The sequence below is a fragment of the Streptomyces sp. NPDC050625 genome, assembly GCF_040654755.1.
Classification (GTDB): domain Bacteria; phylum Actinomycetota; class Actinomycetes; order Streptomycetales; family Streptomycetaceae; genus Streptomyces.
This window is the reverse complement of record NZ_JBFAIQ010000001.1, coordinates 641,520-661,231: the sequence shown is the minus strand read 5'-3', so window position 1 is coordinate 661,231 and position 19,712 is coordinate 641,520. Positions and strand designations below refer to the sequence as shown.

The following is a 19,712-nucleotide window of genomic DNA, read 5'->3' as shown; positions in this document are numbered from 1 at the left end:
TCAGGCCCCCGTGTTCGTGGACCGTCCGTGGCCCCCCGTGATCGCGGGCCCACACCTATGCAACTTACTCACCGTTTACTCGGTTCCCGATTCCGGCCGGGAACGAGGCAGGATTGTGACCATGTCCAACACTCCCATGGCAGCGAGCCCGCTCACCCGGGCCGTACTCGAGATCGACGAGTACGCCTCCGGCCTCGGCTGGGACCAGCCCGCTCGCCTCTTCGCCCTCGTAGACACCGCACGGCTGCGGGCCCAGGAACCTGCCCTCGCGGCCCAGCTGGGCCTGCAGGACGAGTCCGGTGCCACCGGTCTCACCCCGATCGAGCAGGACGAGGTTCCAACGGACAAGGCGCTCGACGAGTTCCTCGGCACCATCGCCTGGCCCGACGCGGTGGCCGGCTGCGCGCTCACGGTCGAGCGCCTGATGCTGCCGCCGTCCGCCGAGGCCCAGGTCCCGCAGGGCATGAGCGGGGCGAAGCTGGCGAAGTGGGTGGCGGACCACCCCGAGCGTCAGGAGGTCCGGATGACGGTCGCCGTCCTGCGTGACGGCACCCGCGAGTCCGCGGTGCGGCTGCGCGAGAAGGACACCCCGACGGAGGTGCTCACCGGCCCCGACCTGGTGCCCGGTCTGGCGGAGGCTCTGAAGGCGACGTTCGAGGACTGAGGTCCCGGGGTACGGCACTGGGGGCGCCCCTCGTGACGAGGAGCGCCCCCAGCCGCGCGCGGGTGTCGGCGATCGCGGGTGCCGGCGGTCAGCCCTTGGTGGTGCACTTCGGCATGGCGGCGGTGTCGCCGCTGCGGATGTCCTTGAGGGCGCCGAGGGCGTCGTCGATGGTTTTCACCTTGACGAGGGTGAGACCGCTCGGGGTGTCCTTCGCGGCGGCGGCGCAGTTGTCGGCGGGCGTGAGGAAGTACTGGGCGCCCTTGTTGCGTGCGCCGACGGTCTTCATCTCGATGCCGCCGATCGGCCCGACGGTGCCCTCGTCGTCGATGGTGCCGGTGCCGGCGACGAACTTGCCGCCGGTGAGGCTGCCCGGAGTGAGCTTGTCGTAGATGCCGAGCGCGAACATCAGTCCGGCGCTGGGCCCGCCGACGTCGGCGAGCTTGATGTCGATGGTGAACGGGAAGGTGTGGTCCGTCCCCGCGGAGATCCCGACGATGGCGCGCTTGGCACCGCTGTCGCTGGACGTCGCGGTGGTGATCGTGACGTCCTGGGTCCGGGGCGCCGTCTTGTTCGCCTTCTCGGCGGCGGCCTGCTCCTTGGCCGGGACCACGGTGAAGACGACGTCCTGACCGGGCTTGTGCCTGGTCACCAGCTTCGCGACGTCGGAAGGCTGCTTGACCGCCGTGCCGTCGACGGCCTTGATCACGTCACCGGCGTGCAGCCTGCCCTCGGCCGGGGAGTTCTTGATCACCGTCGAGACGATCACCCTGGACTTGACGGGGACGCCGATCTCCTTCAGGGCCGCGACCTTGGCGCTCTCCTGGGACTGGCTGAACTCCTCGGCGTTCTCCTGGGTGGACTGCTCCTCCGTCTTGCCGTCCGGGTAGAGCGTGTCGTGCGGCACCACCTTGGTGTCGTGCGCCAGCCAGCCGTAGACGGCCTCGACGAGGTTCATCTTGTAGTCGGCGCTGGTGACCCGCACGGTGGTCATGTTGAGGTGCCCGGACGTGGCGTAGGTCTTGTGCCCGGAGACCTGCAGCACCGGCTCGCCGTCATGGTCCCCGAGGGTGTTCACGGTCGGCCCCGGGGACATCTCCGAGTACGGCACGGGGATGAGCACTCCCGCGCACAGGAGCGCGATCAGCATCAGGGTGGAGGCGAGCATCGTCGCGGTGCGGCGTGGCATGTCTCGACAGTACGGGACGCGTCTGTCAGCACACCGTCAGGGCACCCCCGCCACATGCCTCAGGTACTGGAGTGGGACCTCTCCATGGCCTCGCGGAAGCGGGCGTACCCGTCGAGCTCCGGGCCGTCGCTGCGGGCCTTCCGGGTCCGGTTGGCCCAACTTCCCCACAGACCGGCGCCTATCGCAGCGACAAACGGAATAAGCAACCAGGCGAGCGCCGCCATGCCGACCTCCCGACCCCATGAGCGTCCGCGACTGACTGATCAGCAGATTAACCATCCGCACTGACAACGCTCACGCCGGGGGTGTGGTTACGCAACCGGAGGACGGCGGGGTGAATTCAGCAGGCCCCGACCCATTCCTCGGTCCCGTCGGAGAACTTCTGGTGCTTCCAGATGGGCACTTCGTGCTTGAGGTCGTCGATCAGCTTCCGGCAGGCCTCGAAGGCCTCGCCCCGGTGCGGACACGCGACCGCGACGACGACGGCGAGATCCCCGATCCCGAGGTCCCCCACACGGTGGACGGCGGCCAGCGCCCGCACCGGGAACTCCGCGACCACCTTCTCGGCGATCCTCCGCATCTCGGCCTCGGCACTGGGGTGGCACGAGTACCCGAGTTCGTCGACGTCGGCCCCGCCGTCGTGATTGCGCACGGTCCCCACGAAGAGCGCGATGCCGCCCGCCGCCTCGTCCCCGACGGCCCGGAAAACCTCGTCCACCGAGAGCGCGGTGTCGCGGATGGCGATCAGCTTGATGGGCTCCTGAGCCGTCTGCTCGCCGGGGTGATCGTTCGTGAGTGCCATGCCTCCATCGTGCCCCATGCTTCGGACGACACGGAATGCGGCTTTCCTCAGTCACGCGCGCGGGGCGAATCGGAGTGTCCTACAAGGGCGCCCGAAGGGGGCGGAGCGCCTTGGCTCACAGGCGCCGCCGAGCCTTCCGGGCCCGCCGGACCACGGCGGCAGCGCCCAGCAGGGCCACCGTCGCCCCCGCCGCACCCGCGGCCGTGGCGTCCTTGCGGCCGAGCCGCCGTCCCGCGACCGTGTGCCGCCCGGACACCTCCTCCAGCAGCTCCGCGAGCACCTCCTCATTGGTCCACCGCGGCCGCCACCCGGCGTCGTGCAGCCGGCTCCCGCTCACCACCCAGGGGTACATCGTGTACGCCAGGTCCCCGGCCGGCGACGGAGTGAGCCCGATCCGGTGCAGCCGTGCCGCCGCGCCCAGCGCGACGGCCGACGGCAGCTCCATCCGCCGGATCCCGCTGAGCTCCTCGACCTCCTCCTGCTCCAGCCATCCGTCGCAGCCGACGGCCAGCTCACCGTCGACCTTCTCCACGACCGCGTACTCCAGAGCACTGCACAGGTCCTCGACGTGGCAGAACTGCCAGGCGGGCCGCGATCCGGCCACGACGAGCAGCCGAGGCGACTCGAAGTACCGGGTCAGCGCGGTGTCGGTGCCCCCGACCAGCACGGCGGGCCGCACCACGGTGACATTGAGCCCCGGATGCGCCCGCGGAGCGCGCCGCGCGAGCCGCTCGATCTCCAGCAGGTCCCCCACACCGGTGGCCTCGGCCGTCGCCCGCAGCTCCGCGTCCTCCGACAGCGGCAGCTCGTTGTCCGGCAGCGCCCCGTAGACCATCGACGACGTGCACAGCACCACACGGTGCACTCCGGCCGCCGCCGCGGCGGTCAGCACGGTCTGCGTCCCCCGTACGTTGTAGGCCGTCCGGGCGGCAGCGTCACTCCCCAGGTCGAGGTCGAGCGCCAGGTGCACCACCACGTCCGCGCCCCGCAGCTTGTCCGCGATGGCCGGATCCCGCACATCGAGAATGTGCCACTGCGCCGCCGCGCACTCGCCGCGCCGCTCGTCGATGGCGATGACCTGCTTGATCGCGTCGGACGCGGCGAGCCGCTCGGTGAGCAGCGCGCCGACCCCGGTCGCGGCACCGGTGACCGCGACAACGGGCCCGCGCACCGCGGGAGGGGTGGAATGGTTTCGCGCTCCGCGAACCTGCGGATCTGGGGAACTCACCGGGCGTCTCCAGCGGTTGTCTTCAGTACGGGCGCGAGTGACGCGTACGTACCAGGTGGCATCCATCCTGCCGCAGGCCGAGAGTCGGCGAAGCACCGAGGCCCGAACCGGCCCGGGTGTCTACGCTGGGTGGTGTTGTCGGGCAGCCGCGCCGCCGGAGAGAACCGGCGGCCTTACCAGCCGAGGAACCCCGTGAGTGACACCCCATTCGGATTCGGCCTTCCGCCGGAGGAGCCGGACGACGGCGACGAGGGCAAGAAGAAGGACCAGCAGAGCGGTGGTGGGCAGGGACCGGCCAACCCGTTCGGTTTCGGGCCGCCCGGAGCCGGGGGCTTTGGCGGCCCTGGTGCGGACAATCCGCTCGCTGCCATGTTCGGTTCACTGAACCCCACCGACCTGGGCGCCGCGTTCCAGCAGCTGGGCCAGATGCTCTCCTACGAGGGCGGCCCGGTGAACTGGGACATGGCCAAGCAGATCGCCCGCCAGACGGTCTCCCAGGGCACGCAGGACGGCGTCAAGGACACGAGCATCGGCCCGGCCGAGCGCACGGCGGTCGAGGAGGCCGTCCGCCTGGCCGACCTGTGGCTGGACGACGCGACGTCCCTGCCGTCCGGTGCCGGCTCCGCGGTGGCGTGGTCGCGCGCGGAGTGGGTCGAGGCGACCCTGCCCGCGTGGAAGGAGCTCGTCGACCCGGTCGCGGAGCGCGTCGGCGCGGCGATGGGCGACGTCCTGCCGGAGGAGATGCAGGCCATGGCCGGCCCGCTGATCGGCATGATGCGCTCGATGGGCGGTGCCATGTTCGGCACGCAGATCGGGCAGGCCGTGGGCGTGCTCGCGGGCGAGGTCGTCGGCTCGACCGACATCGGGCTGCCGCTCGGCCCGGCGGGCAAGGCCGCCCTGCTGCCGGTGAACATCGAGGCGTTCGGCAAGGACCTGGGCGTGCCGAAGGACGAGGTGCGGCTCTACCTCGCCCTGCGCGAGGCCGCCCACCAGCGCCTGTTCGCCCATGTGCCGTGGCTGCGCTCCCATCTGTTCGGCGCGGTCGACGGGTACGCGCGCGGGATCAAGGTCGACACGGCCAAGCTGGAGGACGTCGTCGGCCAGTTCGACCCGCAGAACCCGGAGCAGCTGCAGGACGCGCTTCAGCAGGGCATGTTCCAGCCGGAGGACACGCCCGAGCAGAAGGCCGCTCTGGCCCGTCTGGAGACGGCTCTGGCGCTCGTCGAGGGCTGGGTGGACGCGGTGGTCCACGCGGCCGCGAAGCCGCGTCTGTCGTCCGCCGACGCCCTGCGCGAGACGCTGCGCCGCCGCCGTGCCACGGGCGGCCCGGCGGAGCAGACGTTCGCCACGCTGATCGGTCTGGAGCTGCGCCCGCGCCGGCTGCGCGACGCCTCCCGCCTGTGGGCCTCGCTCACCGACGCCCGCGGGATCGACGGCCGGGACGCCCTGTGGGCCCACCCGGACATGCTGCCGACGGCCACCGACCTGGACGACCCGGACGGCTTCGTGCACCGCGAGCAGCTCGACTTCTCCGAGCTGGACAAGCTCCTCGGTGAGGCGGCGGGCGGCTCCGGCGAGAAGCCGAACCTGAAGAAGGAACCCGAGGACGACAAGGACGACAAGGGCGACGACACCGAGTGAGCCTGCACGACGACGCGGTCCTCGTGCTGAAGGGCTTCGAGGGCCAGGAAGAGCTGTGCCGGTCCTACCGCGACCATTTGGCGGAACACCCGGACGGCATGTGGAAGGCCTGCCACGCGGGCCACATCACGGCGAGCGCCCTGGTGATCGACCCGGAGCACGGCCGTGTACTGCTCACGCTGCACAGGAAGCTGCGGATGTGGCTGCAGATGGGCGGCCACTGCGAGCCGGGTGACGCCACGGTGGAGGCGGCGGCGCTGCGTGAGGCGACCGAGGAGTCCGGCATCCGGGGTCTGACGCTGCTCGCGGGCGGCCCGGTCCGCCTGGACCGGCATCCGATCCCGCCGCCGTGCCATTGGCACTTCGACGTCCAGTACGCGGTCCTCGCCCCGCGCGACGCCGAGCACGCCGTCAGCGACGAGTCGCTGGACGTGCGCTGGTTCGCCTACGACGAGGTGGCGGAGGTCGCCGACGACTCGGTCGTACGGCTGCTGGAGGCGACGCGCGCCAGGCTCGGAGCCTGAGCCATGGGTAAGGGGCGGCCGCCCTGGCGGTCGCCCCTTACGTCGGCTTGCCGGACGCTCAGCTCCAGACGTTCCCCTGGTTCTGCGCTCGCGCCCCGTGCTGCCCCATGCCGAACTGCGCGGCGACGCCCTGGCCGATCACCGCGTTCTGCGGCGGCAGCAGCTCGCTGGGCTGCACCAGCGCGAAGCCGCTGCCCATGAAGCTCAGCTCCCAGCCCTCGCCGGTGTTGCCGCGCCGCCGCCACACACCGGAGGAGTGCGTCTGGGCCTGCATCTGCACACGCAGCCCGGTGGACCAGGCGACGATCGCGTCGGCGTCGCAGTTGACGTACTTGTCGGGCGTGACCTGCATCATCAGCGGCGCACCGGAGGTCATCAGGGCGACCTTGCCGCGACCGGTGATGTTGAGCTGGTACTTCCCGGAGCCGGAGATGCCGTACAGGCTGTCGACGGCGATGACCTCGTGGTGCAGCGAGGAGTCCATGGCCAGGACATAGCTGCTGTCGACGGTCAGCCCGTCCTGTTCCACGTCCACCACGTGGATGTGCTGGGCGAGGTTGGCGAGGTAGACCGTGCCCTGCCCGTGGCAGCGCATCAGGTTGAGACCCTCGCCGGTGTAGGCACGCGCGCGTGCCTGGTTGTTGCTCTGGTACTCGGCGTCGAACTCGACGAGGCCCTGGTAGGCGACCATGGTGCCCTTGCGGGCGAGGATGTCGTCGTGGCCCTCCAGGACGACGCGCAGCATCTGCTTGCTCTGCAGGCTGTAGCGCTCCTGGGCCTGTGAGTCGTTGAAGGCGAAAAGCGGGCTCTGCATGGTGTCTCTGGTCCCCCTCAGCCCCGGATCCGGAGGCGGTCGGTGCTGTCCTCGCTGGGCTGGACGACGACGATCCCCTGGCCGGAGAAGGCCATCTGGAAGGCCTCGCCGCTGCCCCGGCCGATCAGCGACTGCGCCTTGAAGCTGCGCTTGCCCTTGACCTTGAGGTTCGGGGACCAGGCGACGAGCGCGTCCGGGTCGACGTACGTCTCGTCCTCACCGCCGCCGCAGTCGACGACGATCGGCTTGCCGCGCGAGGTCAGGGCCACCCAGCCCTGCCCGGAGATCTTCGTGTTCCACAGCCCCTGTCCGGCGAACTTCGCCAGCCCCTTGACGCGCTCCACGCCCCAGGTGAGGTGCGCGTCGAAGGCGAGCAGGTTGGTGGCGTTGACGGAGATGCCGTCGCCGTTGAGGTTGATCACGACGACGTTCGCCCCGTAGTCGGCGAGGTAGAGCAGGCCGTCGCCGGAGCACTTCATCAGGGGGGCGCCCTCGCCGGTGATCCAGTCGCGGGCGATCTGGCGCACGGCCGGCGGGTTGGGCTCGTACTGGACGAAGCCCTCGTAGGCGACCATCGACCCCACGCGCGCGAGGAGGTCGTTCCCGGTCTGCATGGCGACCTTCAGCATGTGGTTGCCGTGGTTCTCCATGCGGGCGGTGACGGGTGCGGGGGCGTAGCCCGCAAGTGGCTGGTTCATGACGGGCTCCCTCAGACCTCGTACGGCTGGACGACGATGAAGTTGCCGGGCGCTCCCCGGAACTGGAGGTTGACGCTCTCGCCGGTGTCGCCCGGATAGGCGTTGCGGCGCATCCGGACCTGGCTGGAGACGATCACCTGGGCGGCGGCGGACCACGCGACGACCGCGTTGCAGTCGGCGAACGTGGTGGGCGTCACCGGCAGGACGACGGGCGTGCCGTGCGTCTTGACGACGATCGTGCCGGTCCCCTGGAACTGCATCGTGAACAGCGCGCCCCCGGGAATGCCGTGTCCCTCGACGCGGCGGACCTCGTACTGGAGGCTCTCGTCGAAGGCGAGGACGTTCTCCGCGGAGACACAGATCGCGTCGCCCTGGAGCTCGACGGGGTGCAGGTGGGTGGAGTTCTCGGCGAGGAACACCTGGCCGTGGCCGGTACAGCGCATCAGCTGCATCTCCTGGCCGGTCGCGTTGCCCACGATCCGGCCGGCGAAACCGGCGCCCTTGTAGCTGAAGTCGACCTTGCCCTGGTAGAGCACCATGCTGCCCTGACGGGCGAGGACGGGCTGGCCGCCGATGCCGAGGTCGACCCGGATCAGCTTCTTGTTCTGCTGCGTCCAGCGCTGCCCGGTGGGCGTCTCCTTGAACTGCTGGAGCGCGGCGGCCACACCGGCGCCGCCCTGGGGAGCACCCTGCGGCACTCCGTAGGAGGCGGGCTGCTGGCCGGGGACCTGCCCGAACGGCGGCTGCTGGCCGTAGCCCGGGGGCGGGGTCGGCTGGCCGTAACCGGGGGGCGGTTGCGGGGCCTGCGGCGCCGGGGGCTGGCCGTAGCCGGGGGGCATGGGTGCGTTCGGGGCGGGCGGCTGTCCGTACGGCTGCTGGGGCTGGCCGTAGGGGGCGGGCGCCGGGGCCGGCGGGGGCACCGTGCCGCCGGCGGGCGGGGCCAGGGGCGCGATGACGGTCGGCGCGGCGTGCACGTTGGGCATGGGCGGCGTGGTTCCCGGCGGGGGTGTGAATCCCTGCGGAACGGGCGCGGGGGCCGGCGCCGGAGCGGGAGCAGGGGCCGGAGCGGGCGCGGGGGCCGGAGCGGCCGGGGCACCGAACGCGGGCGGGGCCGCGGCCTGAGCGGGCGGGGCGAAGCCCGGGGCGGCACCGGTCTGCGGCTGCTGCTGCGGGGCCGCGGGCGCCTCCTCTTCGACGACCTCGCCGCCGAAGTTCTTCAGCAGCGCCTCCAGGCCGCCGTCGAAGCCCTGGCCGACGGCGGCGAACCGCCACACGTCCTTCAGGTAGAAGTCGCCCAGCATCACGGCCCGCTCGGTGGAGAACTCCGAGCCGTTGAAGGAGTAGCGGGCCACCTCCTCACCGCCGGCGACGATGCGGACGTATCCGGGGTTGATCTGCGACATCTGCCCGGCGCCGTCGATCGTCGCCGTGAACGACAGCTTCTGGATCTGCGGCGGGATCCTGTCCAGCGTGATCCGGAACGACTCCGTGTCGCCCGCCTGGGCGCCCAGCAGCTGGATGGACTCCTCGGGGGACTTCGGCTGGTTGAAGAAGACGAAGTACCGGTCGTCCGAGAGGCGTTCGTCGGCGTCGAGGCCGAAGCAGCTGATGTCGAAGGTCAGTCCGGGGGCGGAAATCTGCACGCCTACGTACAGATCCAGGCCCGCGGTGAGGTCACTGATCCTGGCCTTGTGGCCGCGTTGGAATTCCCTGGCCATGCGTAACGACCGTCCCCCATCCCGAATGTAAGTGCGTCGCGCCAGGCTAACGGCAAAACCGGACACCGGACGATGTCGGTACAGACCCGGTACACAACCGCGCTCAGCGGCGCGGGACGCTTCGCCCGCCGGGCAGTTCACTCACCGCGCACATCGGGCAAATGAGGCAAACGCCCTGCCGCGGCCACGCCTTCGAGATAGCCGCGGGCCCGCTCGGTGCGCGGGTAGGCCTCCAACAGCCGCCAGAAACGAGGCCCGTGCCCGGGCACCAGCAGATGCGCGAGTTCATGGCACAGCACATAGTCGACCACGTACTCCGGCATGCCCTGCAACCGGTGCGAGAGGCGGATACTGCCCTCGGCCGGGGTGCACGACCCCCAGCGCGTGTTCTGATTTGTGACCCAGCGCACAGAGGCGGGCCGGGCCCGGCCGTCGAAGTACTGGTCCGACAGCCGCTCGGCACGCTCGGCCAGTTCGGCGTCGCCCAGCACCCGCCTGCTCTCCTGGGCGGCGAGTTTGTCGAGCATGACGGTCACCCAGCGTTGCTCCTCCGCCTCGGACATGCGGGCGGGGATCAGCACGACGGTGCGATCGCCCTCGCGGTACGCGGAGACCGTCCGGCGTCGCCGGGCGCTCCTGCGAACCTCGATCGCGCTCGCCCCCGAGCCGCTCGGCGGCAGGCTCGTCGTGCTGCGCTGTGGCTTTCCGGCGCGGTGCAGGGGGTCGGCGGGCACGCCCCGACGTTACCCGCTGCACTGGCGTGAAGTCCCGGGTCCGGGACGGTTCAATGCCGATCCCCCACATGCGTTTGATTTGTACGACGAAAACCCATCGCCTGTGGACAACTTTCGGCGCCCGCCCGCGTCACCGGGCATGCTGGCACTTGTCGGCGGAACGCGACCGGTTCCCCGGCGAACAGGGACGTTCCGGGATTTTTCTGATGCAACGGGGGATCTGTGATGCATCCGATGGTGAAACCCGCGCTCAGGCGCGGCTGGCGCGACCTCAATACCGTGCAGTTCGGGATGACTCCGGCGCACGCGATGACGCTCGGTCCGATGGACACGGCGACGGGCAGCTTCCTGGACCTGCTCAACGGCACGCGCGGGCTTCCGCTCCTGCGCGAAGAGGGACACCGCATGGACCTGCCGGACGGCCATGTCGACGCGCTGGTGGAGCGGCTGTCGCGCTCGGGCCTGCTCGACGACGCCCGGGGCGGCGGGCCTGCGGCCGATGCCCTGCGGGAGAAGAAGGACGTTCTGGACCGGCTGCGCCCCGATCTGGCGTCGCTGTCCCTGATCACGTCCGAACCGGGCGGCGCGATCGGCCGCATGGCGGCCCGCCGCTCCCTGCGCGTACAGGTGAGGGGTGCGGGCCGGATCGGCTGCGTGCTGGCCGCCCTGCTGTCCGGCGCGGGCGTCGGTGAGGTGGAGGTGCGCGACGTCGGCCGGGTCGAGCCGTGGGACGTCGCGCCGGGCGGGCTGCCCCCGGAGTCGGTCGGCGAGCGCAGGAACGAGGCGGCGCGCCAGGCGGTCCGCCAGGCGGCACCCGACCGCCCACCCCGCCGAAGCCGCCCCACACCGCCCGCCGCCGACGACCCCGGCTTCTCCTTGGTGATCCTCGCCCCCAGGGACGACGTTTCCGTCCACACACCCGACCCGTCCTCCGCCGAGGCGCTCATGACCACCGGAACCCCCCATCTCTACGCGGGGGTCGTGGAGGGCACCGGCATCGTCGGGCCCTTCGTCCTGCCGGGCGGGACCGGCTGCGCCGGCTGCCTGCAACAGGACCGCACGGACCGGGATCCGGCCTGGCCCCGGCTGGTCGCGCAGTGGCGTTCCGGCAGGGCACGCCGGGTGGGCGCGTGCGATCTGACGCTGGCGACGACCGTCGCCGGACTCGCCGCCGCCCACGCGCTCGCCTTCCTGGACGGGGAGTCGCCGTCGAGCGCGGGCGCCCGATGGGAGGTCTCCCTGCCGGCTCTCCACTGGCATGCGCGACCGGTCTGGCCGCACCCGGCATGCCCGTGCGGAGCCGCCGATAGAGGTATGGGGGAACACACCTCAACGAATGGGGAAGGGCACGAGACAATGGCGGGACAACGGCCGTCGGCGGAGCGACCGCACAAGGCAGACGCCGTGCGGCCGGCTGGGACTTGGAGGGCGCATGTCTGATCTTCCCCGGAAGGCGGTCACCCGGACCGCCAAGCTCGCCGCGCTCCCGCTCGGCTTCGCCGGCCGGGCGACCTGGGGCCTGGGCAAGCGGATCGTGGGCGAGTCCGCGGAGATCGTCGGCCGCGAGTTGCAACAACGCACGGCGGAGCAGCTGTTCAAGGTCCTCGGGGAGCTGAAGGGCGGTGCGATGAAGTTCGGGCAGGCCATGTCCGTCTTCGAGTCGGCGCTGCCCGAGGAGATCGCCGGCCCCTACCGCGCCGCGCTGACGAAGCTCCAGGACGCGGCGCCGCCGATGCCCACCCGCACCGTGCACTCCGTGCTCGCGGAACGGCTGGGGGCGGACTGGCGGGATCTGTTCCTGGAGTTCGAGGACAAACCGTCCGCAGCGGCATCGATCGGACAGGTACACCGGGGTGTGTGGCACGACGGCCGCGAGGTGGCGGTCAAGGTGCAGTACCCCGGAGCGGGCGAGGCCCTTCTCTCCGACCTGACCCAACTGAGCCGGTTCGCCCGCCTGTTGGGCCCGCTCATCCCCGGCATGGACATCAAGCCGCTGATCGCCGAGCTCCGGGACCGCGTCTCGGAGGAGCTCGACTACGGCCTGGAGGCCCAGGCCCAGCAGGTGCACGCGGAGGAGTTCCAGGACGACCCCGACGTGCTGGTCCCCGCGGTGGTCCACCAGTGCGACCAGATCCTGGTCACCGAGTGGATCGACGGGATCCCCCTCTCGGAGGTGATCGCGGACGGCACGACGGAACAACGCGACCGCGCCGGCCAGCTCCTGGCCCGCTTCCTCTTCTCGGGCCCGGCCCGCACCGGTCTGCTGCACGCCGATCCGCACCCGGGCAACTTCCGCCTGCTCCCCGGCGGCCCGGACGGCGAGGACGACTGGCGTCTGGGCGTCCTCGACTTCGGCACCGTCGACCGCCTCCCCGGAGGCCTGCCGACACCGATCGGCGACTCCCTGCGCATGACCCTGGACGGCGAGGCCGAGGCGGTCTACGAGCTGCTGTGCGGCGAGGGGTTCGTCAAGTCGTCCATAGAGCTGGACCCGGACGCGGTCCTCGACTACCTCCTGCCGATCATCGAGCCGGCCCTGGTGGACGAGTTCACCTTCACCCGCACCTGGATGCGCAGCCAGGCGGCCCGCATCGCCGACCCCCGCTCCCCCGCCTACCAACTGGGCAAACAGCTCAACCTGCCCCCCTCGTACCTCCTGATACACCGGGTGACCCTGAGTACCATCGGCGTGCTGTGCCAGCTGGGTGCGACGGTCCAGCTGCGCCAGGAACTGGAGGAGTGGCTGCCGGGGTTCGTGCCGGGTGAGGTGGACGACTCGGCGGCGGGGGCCTGAGAGCCGTCACCACCAGGCCGAGTCCAGCCGGCCCTCGATCGCCCTGAGGTTGTCGCGGGCGCAGGCGTCGCAGAAGTAGTGACGCACGCCGTTCTCCACGGAGCAGATCCAGGTGGGCTGCGGTTCCTCGGCCCGGGTGCCGCAGTGGGCACACACCAGGAAGTGGGGCTCCGCGGGGGAGCCGCCGTGGTCACTGTCTCCGGGACGACTCGTCACCCGGTGACGATAACTCCGGGACCGGACATTGTGCGCGTAAACGCACCGCGGGGGCCGGTCCGTTCGGACGGACCGGCCCCCGCGGGGAGCTATCGCCTCCCGTTGCCGGGAGGCCACCGCTTCAGGTGTGGGTGGGTTACTGCATGACGGCCATGGCGAGCGCACGGCGGGCGCGCATCGAGGCGCGCTCGGCCCGGCGCTGCATCCGGCGGGCAGTCGCCAGGCGCAGCGCCCGGCGTTCCCTCTCGGCCTCATGCAGCCGGTCGTGCATATGCGCACGAGCCAGGGCTTCTGGGATGAGTTGCATCTCTCGGGTCCTGTTCTGACGCGAGTCGGTCGCGCCATTGGTGGTGAAGTCTGGGGTTGCGGAGCCTGCGGGCTCGCTGGTGGACGGCTTCATCGGGGCCTGCTTCTTGGGGTCGTGCGTGAGGGGGCGGTCGATCGTTCCTGCGGTGTTCATGCCGTGACCGGGTTCTTGCGCGGGCGACCACGCGGCCGCTTCCGGGCGACGACGACACCCTGGACGAACAGCTCGCCACCCCAGACGCCCCAGGGCTCACGCCGCTCCTTGGCGCCGGCGAGGCAGGCCTCGATCAGCGGGCAGGTACGGCAGAGGGACTTGGCGTACTCGACGTCGGCCGGCGACTCGGCGAAGAAGACCTCCGGGTCGTAGGACCGGCAGGGAACGGGTACGCCGAGGTTCTCGATGGCGTCGTCGAGCGCGGTGAGCGCAGTGAGCGGGATCAAGGTGGAGTCCTCCGTGAGGCCGGGCGGGGGGATCGTTTCGGAAGGCGGTACGGACGGGGCGTGCGCTTCGAGTTGCACGGTTCGTCTTCCTCGTCTGGTCGTTCCGGTCCGGTTGGACCGGGTGGCGGCTGGTACCGGGTTCTTTTCTTGTCCCGAGGCTCCTTCGCTCCGTCGTCCCCGTTCGGGGCAAACAGAAGGGCCGCGGATCCCGGATGGGGTTCCGCGGCCCTGAAGGCGCCGGCCTGATTCGATCAGGCTGGATCACTCCAGGGTTCTGGCCCACGGAAGGCCCACATCAGGTGGTGCTGCTTCGTCTGCTTCCGGAATCCGGCACCAGCCGCCGTAAAGGCATAGGCATGGGCCTGTGCCACTACTGCTTCCAGTGCCTTGGTCGGTCGCTCGCTGCGCTCACGGACAGGAAGTTCCGCGAGAGAAACGGAGGCGGACGCCGGACGCACGGCACGAATGCCGGACAGACCGGTGCCCGGGTTCGAGGCGCCGAGCATGCACAGGGAGACGGCCGGGCGATCGGTCATTTTGACCGTGCTGACAGAGCTGGTGTTGATGCTGATCACTGGACTCGCCTCCTCTCGGCGTCTCTGGGACTGGGGTGAGCCAGTCCGTTCGGATATGCAAGTACAACACGGAATCAGGGCCTCCGAGAAGGCCGCGGCTTCCGTGCCTAGAACCTATGGGGATTGCTGGGGCATGCGCAAACTATTTTTTCGACGAGTTCGTATCAGTCGCGCTCGTCGTCGCCCATGACTTCCCGGCCTGCGCAGATGGCCAGAACTTCGGCTCCGTAGCGGTTGAGTTTGCGGACTCCGACGCCAGGGATGCGGGCCAGTTCGCCGTCGTCGTCGGGGACGGCCTCGGCGATGGCCATCAGCGTCTTGTCGGTGAAGACGCAGAAGGCGGGCTGCCCGCTGCGTCGGGCCTGGTCCGCGCGCCACTCGCGCAGTCGCTCGTAGATCCCCTCGTCCATGTCGGAGGGGCAGTCCTCGCAGCGCATCAGTTTCATCTCGCCCGCGTCCGTGAGCGTCCGGCCGCAGACTCGGCAGCGGGCGGGGGTGCGCTGGGTGCGCCGGGGAGCCGCCACGGTGCCGCTCATGGAGCCGCGTTCGACGCCTCCGGCAGTGCCGGCGACCGAGCGGCCCATGGTGACGGCGGAGCCGGGGCGCAGTCCGTCGAGGAAGCGGCTGGGGCGGCGGCTCGGACGGCCGCCGGGTGCGCGCGCCAGAGCCCAGGAGACATGGAGCCGTTCTCTGGCGCGGGTCACGCCGACGTAGAGGAGCCGGCGTTCCTCCTCGATCTGCTCGTCGGTCTTTGCGTAGGTGATCGGCATCATGCCCTCGGCGATACCGACCAGGAAGACGACGTCCCACTCCAGGCCCTTGGCGGAGTGCAATGAGGCCAGGGTGACGCCCTGGACGGTGGGGGCGTGCTGGGCGCCCGCGCGCTCGTCGAGCTCGGCGACGAAGTCGCTCAGGGTGGCGCCGGGCCGGGCGGCCGCGAAGTCGTGGGCGAGGTTGACCAGGGCGGCCAGCGACTCCCAGCGTTCCCGCACGGCCCCGGAGCCGGCCGGCGGCTCGGTGGTCCAGCCCTCGCCCGACAGGACGGCGCGCACCTGGGAGGGCAGGGTCACCACGTCGTCCAGCAGGGAGTCGTTGCCGCCGAAGCGGGCGGCTCCTCGCAGCGCGACGCCGGCCTTGCGTACCTCGGGGCGGTCGAAGAACCGCTCGGCGCCGCGCAGCTGGTAGGGGACTCCGGCGTCGGCGAGGGCCTGCTCGTAGGTCTCGGACTGGGAGTTCGTGCGGAACAGGATGGCGATCTCGGCGGCCGGCACGCCGGCGTCGATGAGCTCGCGGATCCGGCGGGCGGCGCCTTCGGCCTCGGCGGGCTCGTCCGGGTATTCACTGAAGACGGGGTCGGGGCCCGGGGCGCGCTGGGAGACCAGTTCGAGACGGTGGTCGGCGGCCCGACCGTGGGCCTGGGCGAGCAGACCGTTGGCGAGGCGGACGACCTGGGGCGTGGAGCGGTAGTCGCGGACGAGCTTGACGACGGTGGCGCCGGGGTGGCGGGCGCGGAAGTCGATCAGGTGGTCGGGGGTTGCTCCCGTGAACGAGTAGATCGTCTGGCTGGCGTCGCCGACGACGCACAGGCTGTCCCGGTCGCCGAGCCACAGCTCCAGCAGGCGCTGCTGGAGGGGGCTGACGTCCTGGTACTCGTCGACCACGAAGTGCTGGTACTGGGAGCGGACCTGGTCGGCGATGTCGTGCCGGTCCTGCAGGACGGCGACGGTCAGCAGCAGGACGTCCTCGAAGTCGATGACGGCGCGGTCACGCTTGAGGTCCTCGTAGACCGCGTAGAGCTGGGCGATCTCGGCCGGGTCGCGCGGGGCGTCGCGGCCGGCCTTCACGGCGGCGAGCGGATAGTCGGCGGGGACGGTCTGGGTGACCTTGGACCATTCGATCTCGGCGGTGACGTCGCGCAGCTCGCCGCGGTCGAGGCGGATCCGGCAGGCGGCGGCCGCGTCCGCGACGAGCTGGATCTTGCGGTCGACGAGCCGGGGCAGGGATCCACCGATCGCTTTCGGCCAGAAGTACTGCAGCTGGCGCAGCGCGGCGGAGTGGAACGTGCGGGCCTGGACACCCTGCGCGCCGAGCTGGCGCAGGCGGCCGCGCATCTCGCCCGCGGCGCGGGTGGTGAAGGTGACGGCGAGCACGCTGGAGGGCTGGAGAACACCGGCGCGCACGCCATAGGCGATGCGGTGGGTGATCGCCCGCGTCTTGCCCGTGCCGGCGCCCGCCAGCACGCACACCGGACCGTGCAGGGCGGTGGCCACCTCGCGCTGCTCGGGGTCGAGCCCTTCGAGCACCGCGTCGGCCGTGTCCGGTACCGGCGGGAAGAGGGTGGAGTGCGTTGCTGCTGTCACATGGCCATGCTGCCAGGTCGCCGGAGACGGCTGTGCCGGTTGTCCACAGGGAGACCCCTGCAGTCGTACTAATGCGGCAGGCGTCACGTGCGGCGCATACCCCCGGCGGGAATGGCGGCCGGGTCGCGTACGTTCCTGTGCAGGACGACCTTCCCCGAGCTGCCAGAGGAGCGCGAGCGAGATGCAGGGCACTGTGACGATGTACAGCACCACGTGGTGCGGCTACTGCCGCCGGCTGAAGAGCCAGCTGGACCGCGAGGGCATCGCGTACACCGAGATCAACATCGAGCAGGACCCGGAGTCCGCGTCGTTCGTGGAGAAGGCGAATGGCGGAAACCAGACGGTCCCGACGGTGCGCTTCGCGGACGGCTCGACGCTGACGAACCCCTCGCTCGCGCAGGTGAAGCAGAAGATCGGCGTGTGACGGCTGCACGGCCGAGGCTGTTGCAAGTAGGCGGCTCCCGAGATGTCTCGGGAGCCGCCTTTTTCGTGGATCTCGTCAGAAGGAGTTCCGCATCGGCAGCGGCTTGCCGTACCAGAGCTCGATCAGGCGGGCTGCGATCGAGATGCCGAACGGGGGCAGCACCTCGCCCGACTCGAACGCGGCGTGCAGTTCCTCGCGGGAGAACCAGCGGGCCTCGTGGATCTCGTCGCCGTCGACGTTGACTTCGGTCGAGGTGGCGCGGGCCAGGAAGCCGAGCATGAGGCTGGACGGGAACGGCCAGGGCTGGCTGGCGACGTACTCGACCCCGCCGACGGTGATGCCTGCCTCCTCGAAGACCTCCCGGCGCACCGCCTGCTCGATGGACTCGCCGGGTTCGACGAAGCCAGCGAGCGTCGAGAAGCGGCCCTCGGGCCAGTGGACCTGCCGGCCGAGCAGAATGCGGTCGTCCTCGTCGGTGACGGCCATGATCACGGCGGGGTCGGTGCGCGGGTAGTGCTCGGCGCCGCAGGCCGGGCAGCGGCGGATGTGGCCGGCCGCGGCGATGACGGTGCGCTCGCCGCAGCGGGAGCAGAAGCGGTGGGTGCGCTGCCAGTTCTCCAGGCCGACCGCGTGCACCATGAGGCCCGCGTCCCGCGGCGACAGCAGCAGACCGGCCTCGCGCAGACCCGCCGGGCGGGCGGACTGGTCGATGCGGCCGGGCAGGGAGTCCTTCTGGAGCGCGAAGTAGCTGATGCCGTCCTCGTCGGTGCCCAGGAAGTAGCGGTGCGCCTCGGTGAGCGGGGCCTCGAAGGACGGGGTCATCATGAGTTCGGTCCGGCCGTCCACCGTCTCGTCGATGAGGACCTGGCCGCCGGAGACCACGAAGCAGCGGGTCGTGGGGTGGCTCCACGCCGCCGCGAGCCAGGCCTCGTCGAGCCGGTGGTGGGCGGCGCGGTCGATGCCGCTCGGGGCGGTGAGCGAGATGGGTCGGTCGGCGGTGTGGTCGGTCCAGGTGGTCACGGGTGCTTCCAACTCCCCCAGTGGAACGGTTTGGTTCGGCGGGCGGTTCAGCGGGACGAAGGACATGAGGGGACCGGGCCGGTTGCGGGCGGGACGTGCGGGGCGGTTCCTCCAGTGTGCCCCGCGCGCGGTACCGCTCCGTGCGGCGCGGGCCGGTCAGGGCGCATGGCGCCAGTTCTCGGCGAGGTCGCCCCACAGATACGCGGAGGTCTCGACGCCCTTGAGGAGGAGGTCGAGCTCGACCTTCTCGTTCGGGGCGTGCCAGCCGTCGGAGGGGACGGAGATGCCCAGGAACAGGACGGGCGTGCCGAGGACCTCCTGCAGGTCGGCGGCGGGCCCGGAGCCGCCCTCGCGGGTGAAGCGGACCGGCCCCTCGAAGGCGCGGCCCATGGCACGGGCCACCGACCGCAGGGCGGGGTGGTCGAGCGGGGTCAGGCACGGGCGCGTGGCCGAGCCGAAGACGATTTCGAGGCGGATCCCGGCGGGCACCTGATCGGCGGCCCAGTCGCGGACGGCCTTCTCGATGTGGTCGGGGTCCTGCCCAGCGACCAGCCGGAAGGACAGCTTCACCATGGCCGAGGACGGGATGATCGTCTTGCTGCCGGGGCCCTGGTAGCCGCCGCCGATGCCGTTGACCTCGGCGGTGGGGCGGGCCCAGATGCGTTCCAGGGTGGTGTGTCCGGCCTCGCCGTGGGTGGCGTGGGACTTGGCGGTGCGCAGCCACTGCCGCTCGTCGAAGGGCAGCTCGGCGAAGAGCGCGCGCTCGCGGTCGGTGAGCTCGACGATGCCGTCGTAGAAACCGGGGACCGCCACGCGCGCGTGCTCGTCGTGCAGGGCCGCGACGAGGCGGGCGGCCGCGGTCGCGGGGTTGGGCACGGCACCGCCGAAGGAGCCCGAGTGGATGTCCTGCTCGGGGCCGTACAGCCGGAGCTCGCACTCGGCGAGGCCGCGCATGCCGGTGCACACCGTCGGGGTGTCCTCGGACCACATGCCCGTGTCGGAGACGATCACGGCGTCGGCGGCGAGCCGGGCGGCGTGCTCCTCGACGAGGGCCCGGAAGTGCGGGGAGCCGGATTCCTCCTCGCCCTCGATCAGGAGCTTCAGGTTGACGGCCGGGGCGGTACGGCCGGTGGCCGCGAGGTGGGCGCGGACGCCGAGTGTGTGAAAGAACACCTGGCCCTTGTCGTCGGCCGCCCCGCGCGCGTAGAGACGGTTCCCGCGGACCAGGGGATCGAAGGGCTCGCTGTCCCAGCCGTCCTCGCGGGCGGCGGGCTGCACGTCGTGGTGGCCGTAGACGAGGACCGTCGGGGCCCCCGGGTCGCCTGCGGGCCACTCGGCGAAGACGGCCGGGGCGCCCGGCGTCTCCCAGACCTCGGCGACGGGGAAGCCGGTCTCCTTGAGCTTGGCGGCGAGCCAGTCGGCGCTGCGCCGGACTTCGGGAGCGTGGTCGGGCTGGGCCGACACGGAGGGGATGCGCAGCCATGCGGCGAGGTCGTCGAGGAAGGCGGCGCGGTGCTGCTCGATGTACGTACGGACGGCGCTGTCCGGGGTCTGGCTCATGTCCACG

At 71.2% G+C, this 19,712-nt stretch carries 20 protein-coding genes; 6 read left to right on the top strand and 14 right to left on the bottom strand.

Annotated features, from left to right (window positions below):
- Positions 1-121: 121 nt before the first annotated feature.
- On the top strand, positions 122-664 hold the full coding sequence (locus AB0I54_RS03085; protein WP_363294102.1) for a PPA1309 family protein: 543 nt from the start codon (positions 122-124) through the stop codon (positions 662-664).
- A gap of 88 nt (positions 665-752) precedes the next feature.
- Here the strand turns inward: AB0I54_RS03085 and AB0I54_RS03080 are convergent, their stop codons facing one another.
- The 3 genes from AB0I54_RS03080 to AB0I54_RS03070 all read right to left on the bottom strand — a co-directional run bounded on the left by AB0I54_RS03080 (position 753) and on the right by AB0I54_RS03070 (position 3,880).
- Positions 753-1,850: a PDZ domain-containing protein gene (locus tag AB0I54_RS03080; protein ID WP_363294101.1), complete on the bottom strand. Its 1,098-nt coding sequence runs from the start codon at positions 1,848-1,850 to the stop codon at positions 753-755.
- A gap of 340 nt (positions 1,851-2,190) precedes the next feature.
- Positions 2,191-2,652: a molybdenum cofactor biosynthesis protein MoaE gene (locus tag AB0I54_RS03075; protein ID WP_363294100.1), complete on the bottom strand. Its 462-nt coding sequence runs from the start codon at positions 2,650-2,652 to the stop codon at positions 2,191-2,193.
- A 115-nt stretch (positions 2,653-2,767) separates the two neighbouring features.
- The gene (locus AB0I54_RS03070) at positions 2,768-3,880 is read right to left on the bottom strand and encodes an SDR family oxidoreductase (RefSeq protein WP_263212348.1); all 1,113 of its coding nucleotides are present in this window, start codon (positions 3,878-3,880) and stop codon (positions 2,768-2,770) included.
- Positions 3,881-4,072: 192 nt separating this feature from the next.
- Between AB0I54_RS03070 and AB0I54_RS03065 the strand changes: the two genes are divergently transcribed.
- On the top strand, positions 4,073-5,521 hold the full coding sequence (locus AB0I54_RS03065) for a zinc-dependent metalloprotease (RefSeq protein ID WP_363294099.1): 1,449 nt from the start codon (positions 4,073-4,075) through the stop codon (positions 5,519-5,521).
- The gene (locus AB0I54_RS03060) at positions 5,518-6,045 is read left to right on the top strand and encodes an NUDIX hydrolase (RefSeq protein ID WP_363294098.1); all 528 of its coding nucleotides are present in this window, start codon (positions 5,518-5,520) and stop codon (positions 6,043-6,045) included. Before AB0I54_RS03065 ends, AB0I54_RS03060 begins: the two co-directional genes overlap by 4 nt.
- A gap of 58 nt (positions 6,046-6,103) precedes the next feature.
- Here AB0I54_RS03060 and AB0I54_RS03055 read toward each other — a convergent pair whose 3' ends face one another.
- The 4 genes from AB0I54_RS03055 to AB0I54_RS03040 all read right to left on the bottom strand — a co-directional run bounded on the left by AB0I54_RS03055 (position 6,104) and on the right by AB0I54_RS03040 (position 10,009).
- A complete protein-coding gene (locus AB0I54_RS03055; RefSeq protein ID WP_263212342.1) occupies positions 6,104-6,859 on the bottom strand; it encodes an AIM24 family protein in 756 nt (251 codons plus the stop codon).
- A 17-nt stretch (positions 6,860-6,876) separates the two neighbouring features.
- Positions 6,877-7,557: an AIM24 family protein gene (locus tag AB0I54_RS03050; RefSeq protein WP_263212340.1), complete on the bottom strand. Its 681-nt coding sequence runs from the start codon at positions 7,555-7,557 to the stop codon at positions 6,877-6,879.
- Positions 7,558-7,568: 11 nt separating this feature from the next.
- Positions 7,569-9,275: a TerD family protein gene (locus AB0I54_RS03045; RefSeq protein WP_363294097.1), complete on the bottom strand. Its 1,707-nt coding sequence runs from the start codon at positions 9,273-9,275 to the stop codon at positions 7,569-7,571.
- A gap of 137 nt (positions 9,276-9,412) precedes the next feature.
- On the bottom strand, positions 9,413-10,009 hold the full coding sequence (locus AB0I54_RS03040; protein WP_363294096.1) for a M48 family metallopeptidase: 597 nt from the start codon (positions 10,007-10,009) through the stop codon (positions 9,413-9,415).
- A gap of 225 nt (positions 10,010-10,234) precedes the next feature.
- Here AB0I54_RS03040 and AB0I54_RS03035 point away from each other — a divergent pair, with 225 nt between their 5' ends.
- Positions 10,235-11,449, top strand: coding sequence for a TOMM precursor leader peptide-binding protein (locus AB0I54_RS03035; protein ID WP_363294095.1), 1,215 nt, complete (start codon positions 10,235-10,237; stop codon positions 11,447-11,449).
- Entirely contained in the window at positions 11,442-12,803 is a 1,362-nt protein-coding gene (locus AB0I54_RS03030; RefSeq protein WP_363294094.1) for an AarF/ABC1/UbiB kinase family protein, read from the top strand. The genes AB0I54_RS03035 and AB0I54_RS03030 overlap by 8 nt, the downstream gene beginning before the upstream one ends.
- 6 nt (positions 12,804-12,809) lie before the next feature.
- Here AB0I54_RS03030 and AB0I54_RS03025 read toward each other — a convergent pair whose 3' ends face one another.
- From AB0I54_RS03025 to AB0I54_RS03005, 5 genes are all read right to left on the bottom strand, one after another.
- Positions 12,810-13,019: a hypothetical protein gene (locus AB0I54_RS03025; RefSeq protein ID WP_363294093.1), complete on the bottom strand. Its 210-nt coding sequence runs from the start codon at positions 13,017-13,019 to the stop codon at positions 12,810-12,812.
- Between the two features lie 136 nt (positions 13,020-13,155).
- The gene (locus AB0I54_RS03020) at positions 13,156-13,479 is read right to left on the bottom strand and encodes a hypothetical protein (protein WP_363294092.1); all 324 of its coding nucleotides are present in this window, start codon (positions 13,477-13,479) and stop codon (positions 13,156-13,158) included.
- On the bottom strand, positions 13,476-13,844 hold the full coding sequence (locus tag AB0I54_RS03015) for a WhiB family transcriptional regulator (RefSeq protein WP_010984500.1): 369 nt from the start codon (positions 13,842-13,844) through the stop codon (positions 13,476-13,478). Before AB0I54_RS03015 ends, AB0I54_RS03020 begins: the two co-directional genes overlap by 4 nt.
- 173 nt (positions 13,845-14,017) lie before the next feature.
- Positions 14,018-14,341, bottom strand: coding sequence for a hypothetical protein (locus AB0I54_RS03010; RefSeq protein ID WP_363294091.1), 324 nt, complete (start codon positions 14,339-14,341; stop codon positions 14,018-14,020).
- A 164-nt stretch (positions 14,342-14,505) separates the two neighbouring features.
- Positions 14,506-16,701 (bottom strand): ATP-dependent DNA helicase UvrD2, encoded by a 2,196-nt coding sequence (locus AB0I54_RS03005; protein ID WP_363294090.1) that lies wholly within the window; start codon positions 16,699-16,701, stop codon positions 14,506-14,508.
- Positions 16,702-16,882: 181 nt separating this feature from the next.
- On the opposite strand from AB0I54_RS03005, the gene AB0I54_RS03000 reads away from it, so the two are divergent.
- On the top strand, positions 16,883-17,125 hold the full coding sequence (locus tag AB0I54_RS03000) for a mycoredoxin (protein WP_363294089.1): 243 nt from the start codon (positions 16,883-16,885) through the stop codon (positions 17,123-17,125).
- A 75-nt stretch (positions 17,126-17,200) separates the two neighbouring features.
- Here AB0I54_RS03000 and nudC read toward each other — a convergent pair whose 3' ends face one another.
- Both nudC and AB0I54_RS02990 read right to left on the bottom strand, forming a co-directional pair.
- The gene (nudC, locus tag AB0I54_RS02995) at positions 17,201-18,145 is read right to left on the bottom strand and encodes an NAD(+) diphosphatase (RefSeq protein WP_363294088.1); all 945 of its coding nucleotides are present in this window, start codon (positions 18,143-18,145) and stop codon (positions 17,201-17,203) included.
- Positions 18,146-18,301: 156 nt separating this feature from the next.
- Positions 18,302-19,705: a dipeptidase gene (locus AB0I54_RS02990; protein WP_363294087.1), complete on the bottom strand. Its 1,404-nt coding sequence runs from the start codon at positions 19,703-19,705 to the stop codon at positions 18,302-18,304.
- Positions 19,706-19,712 lie beyond the last annotated feature (7 nt).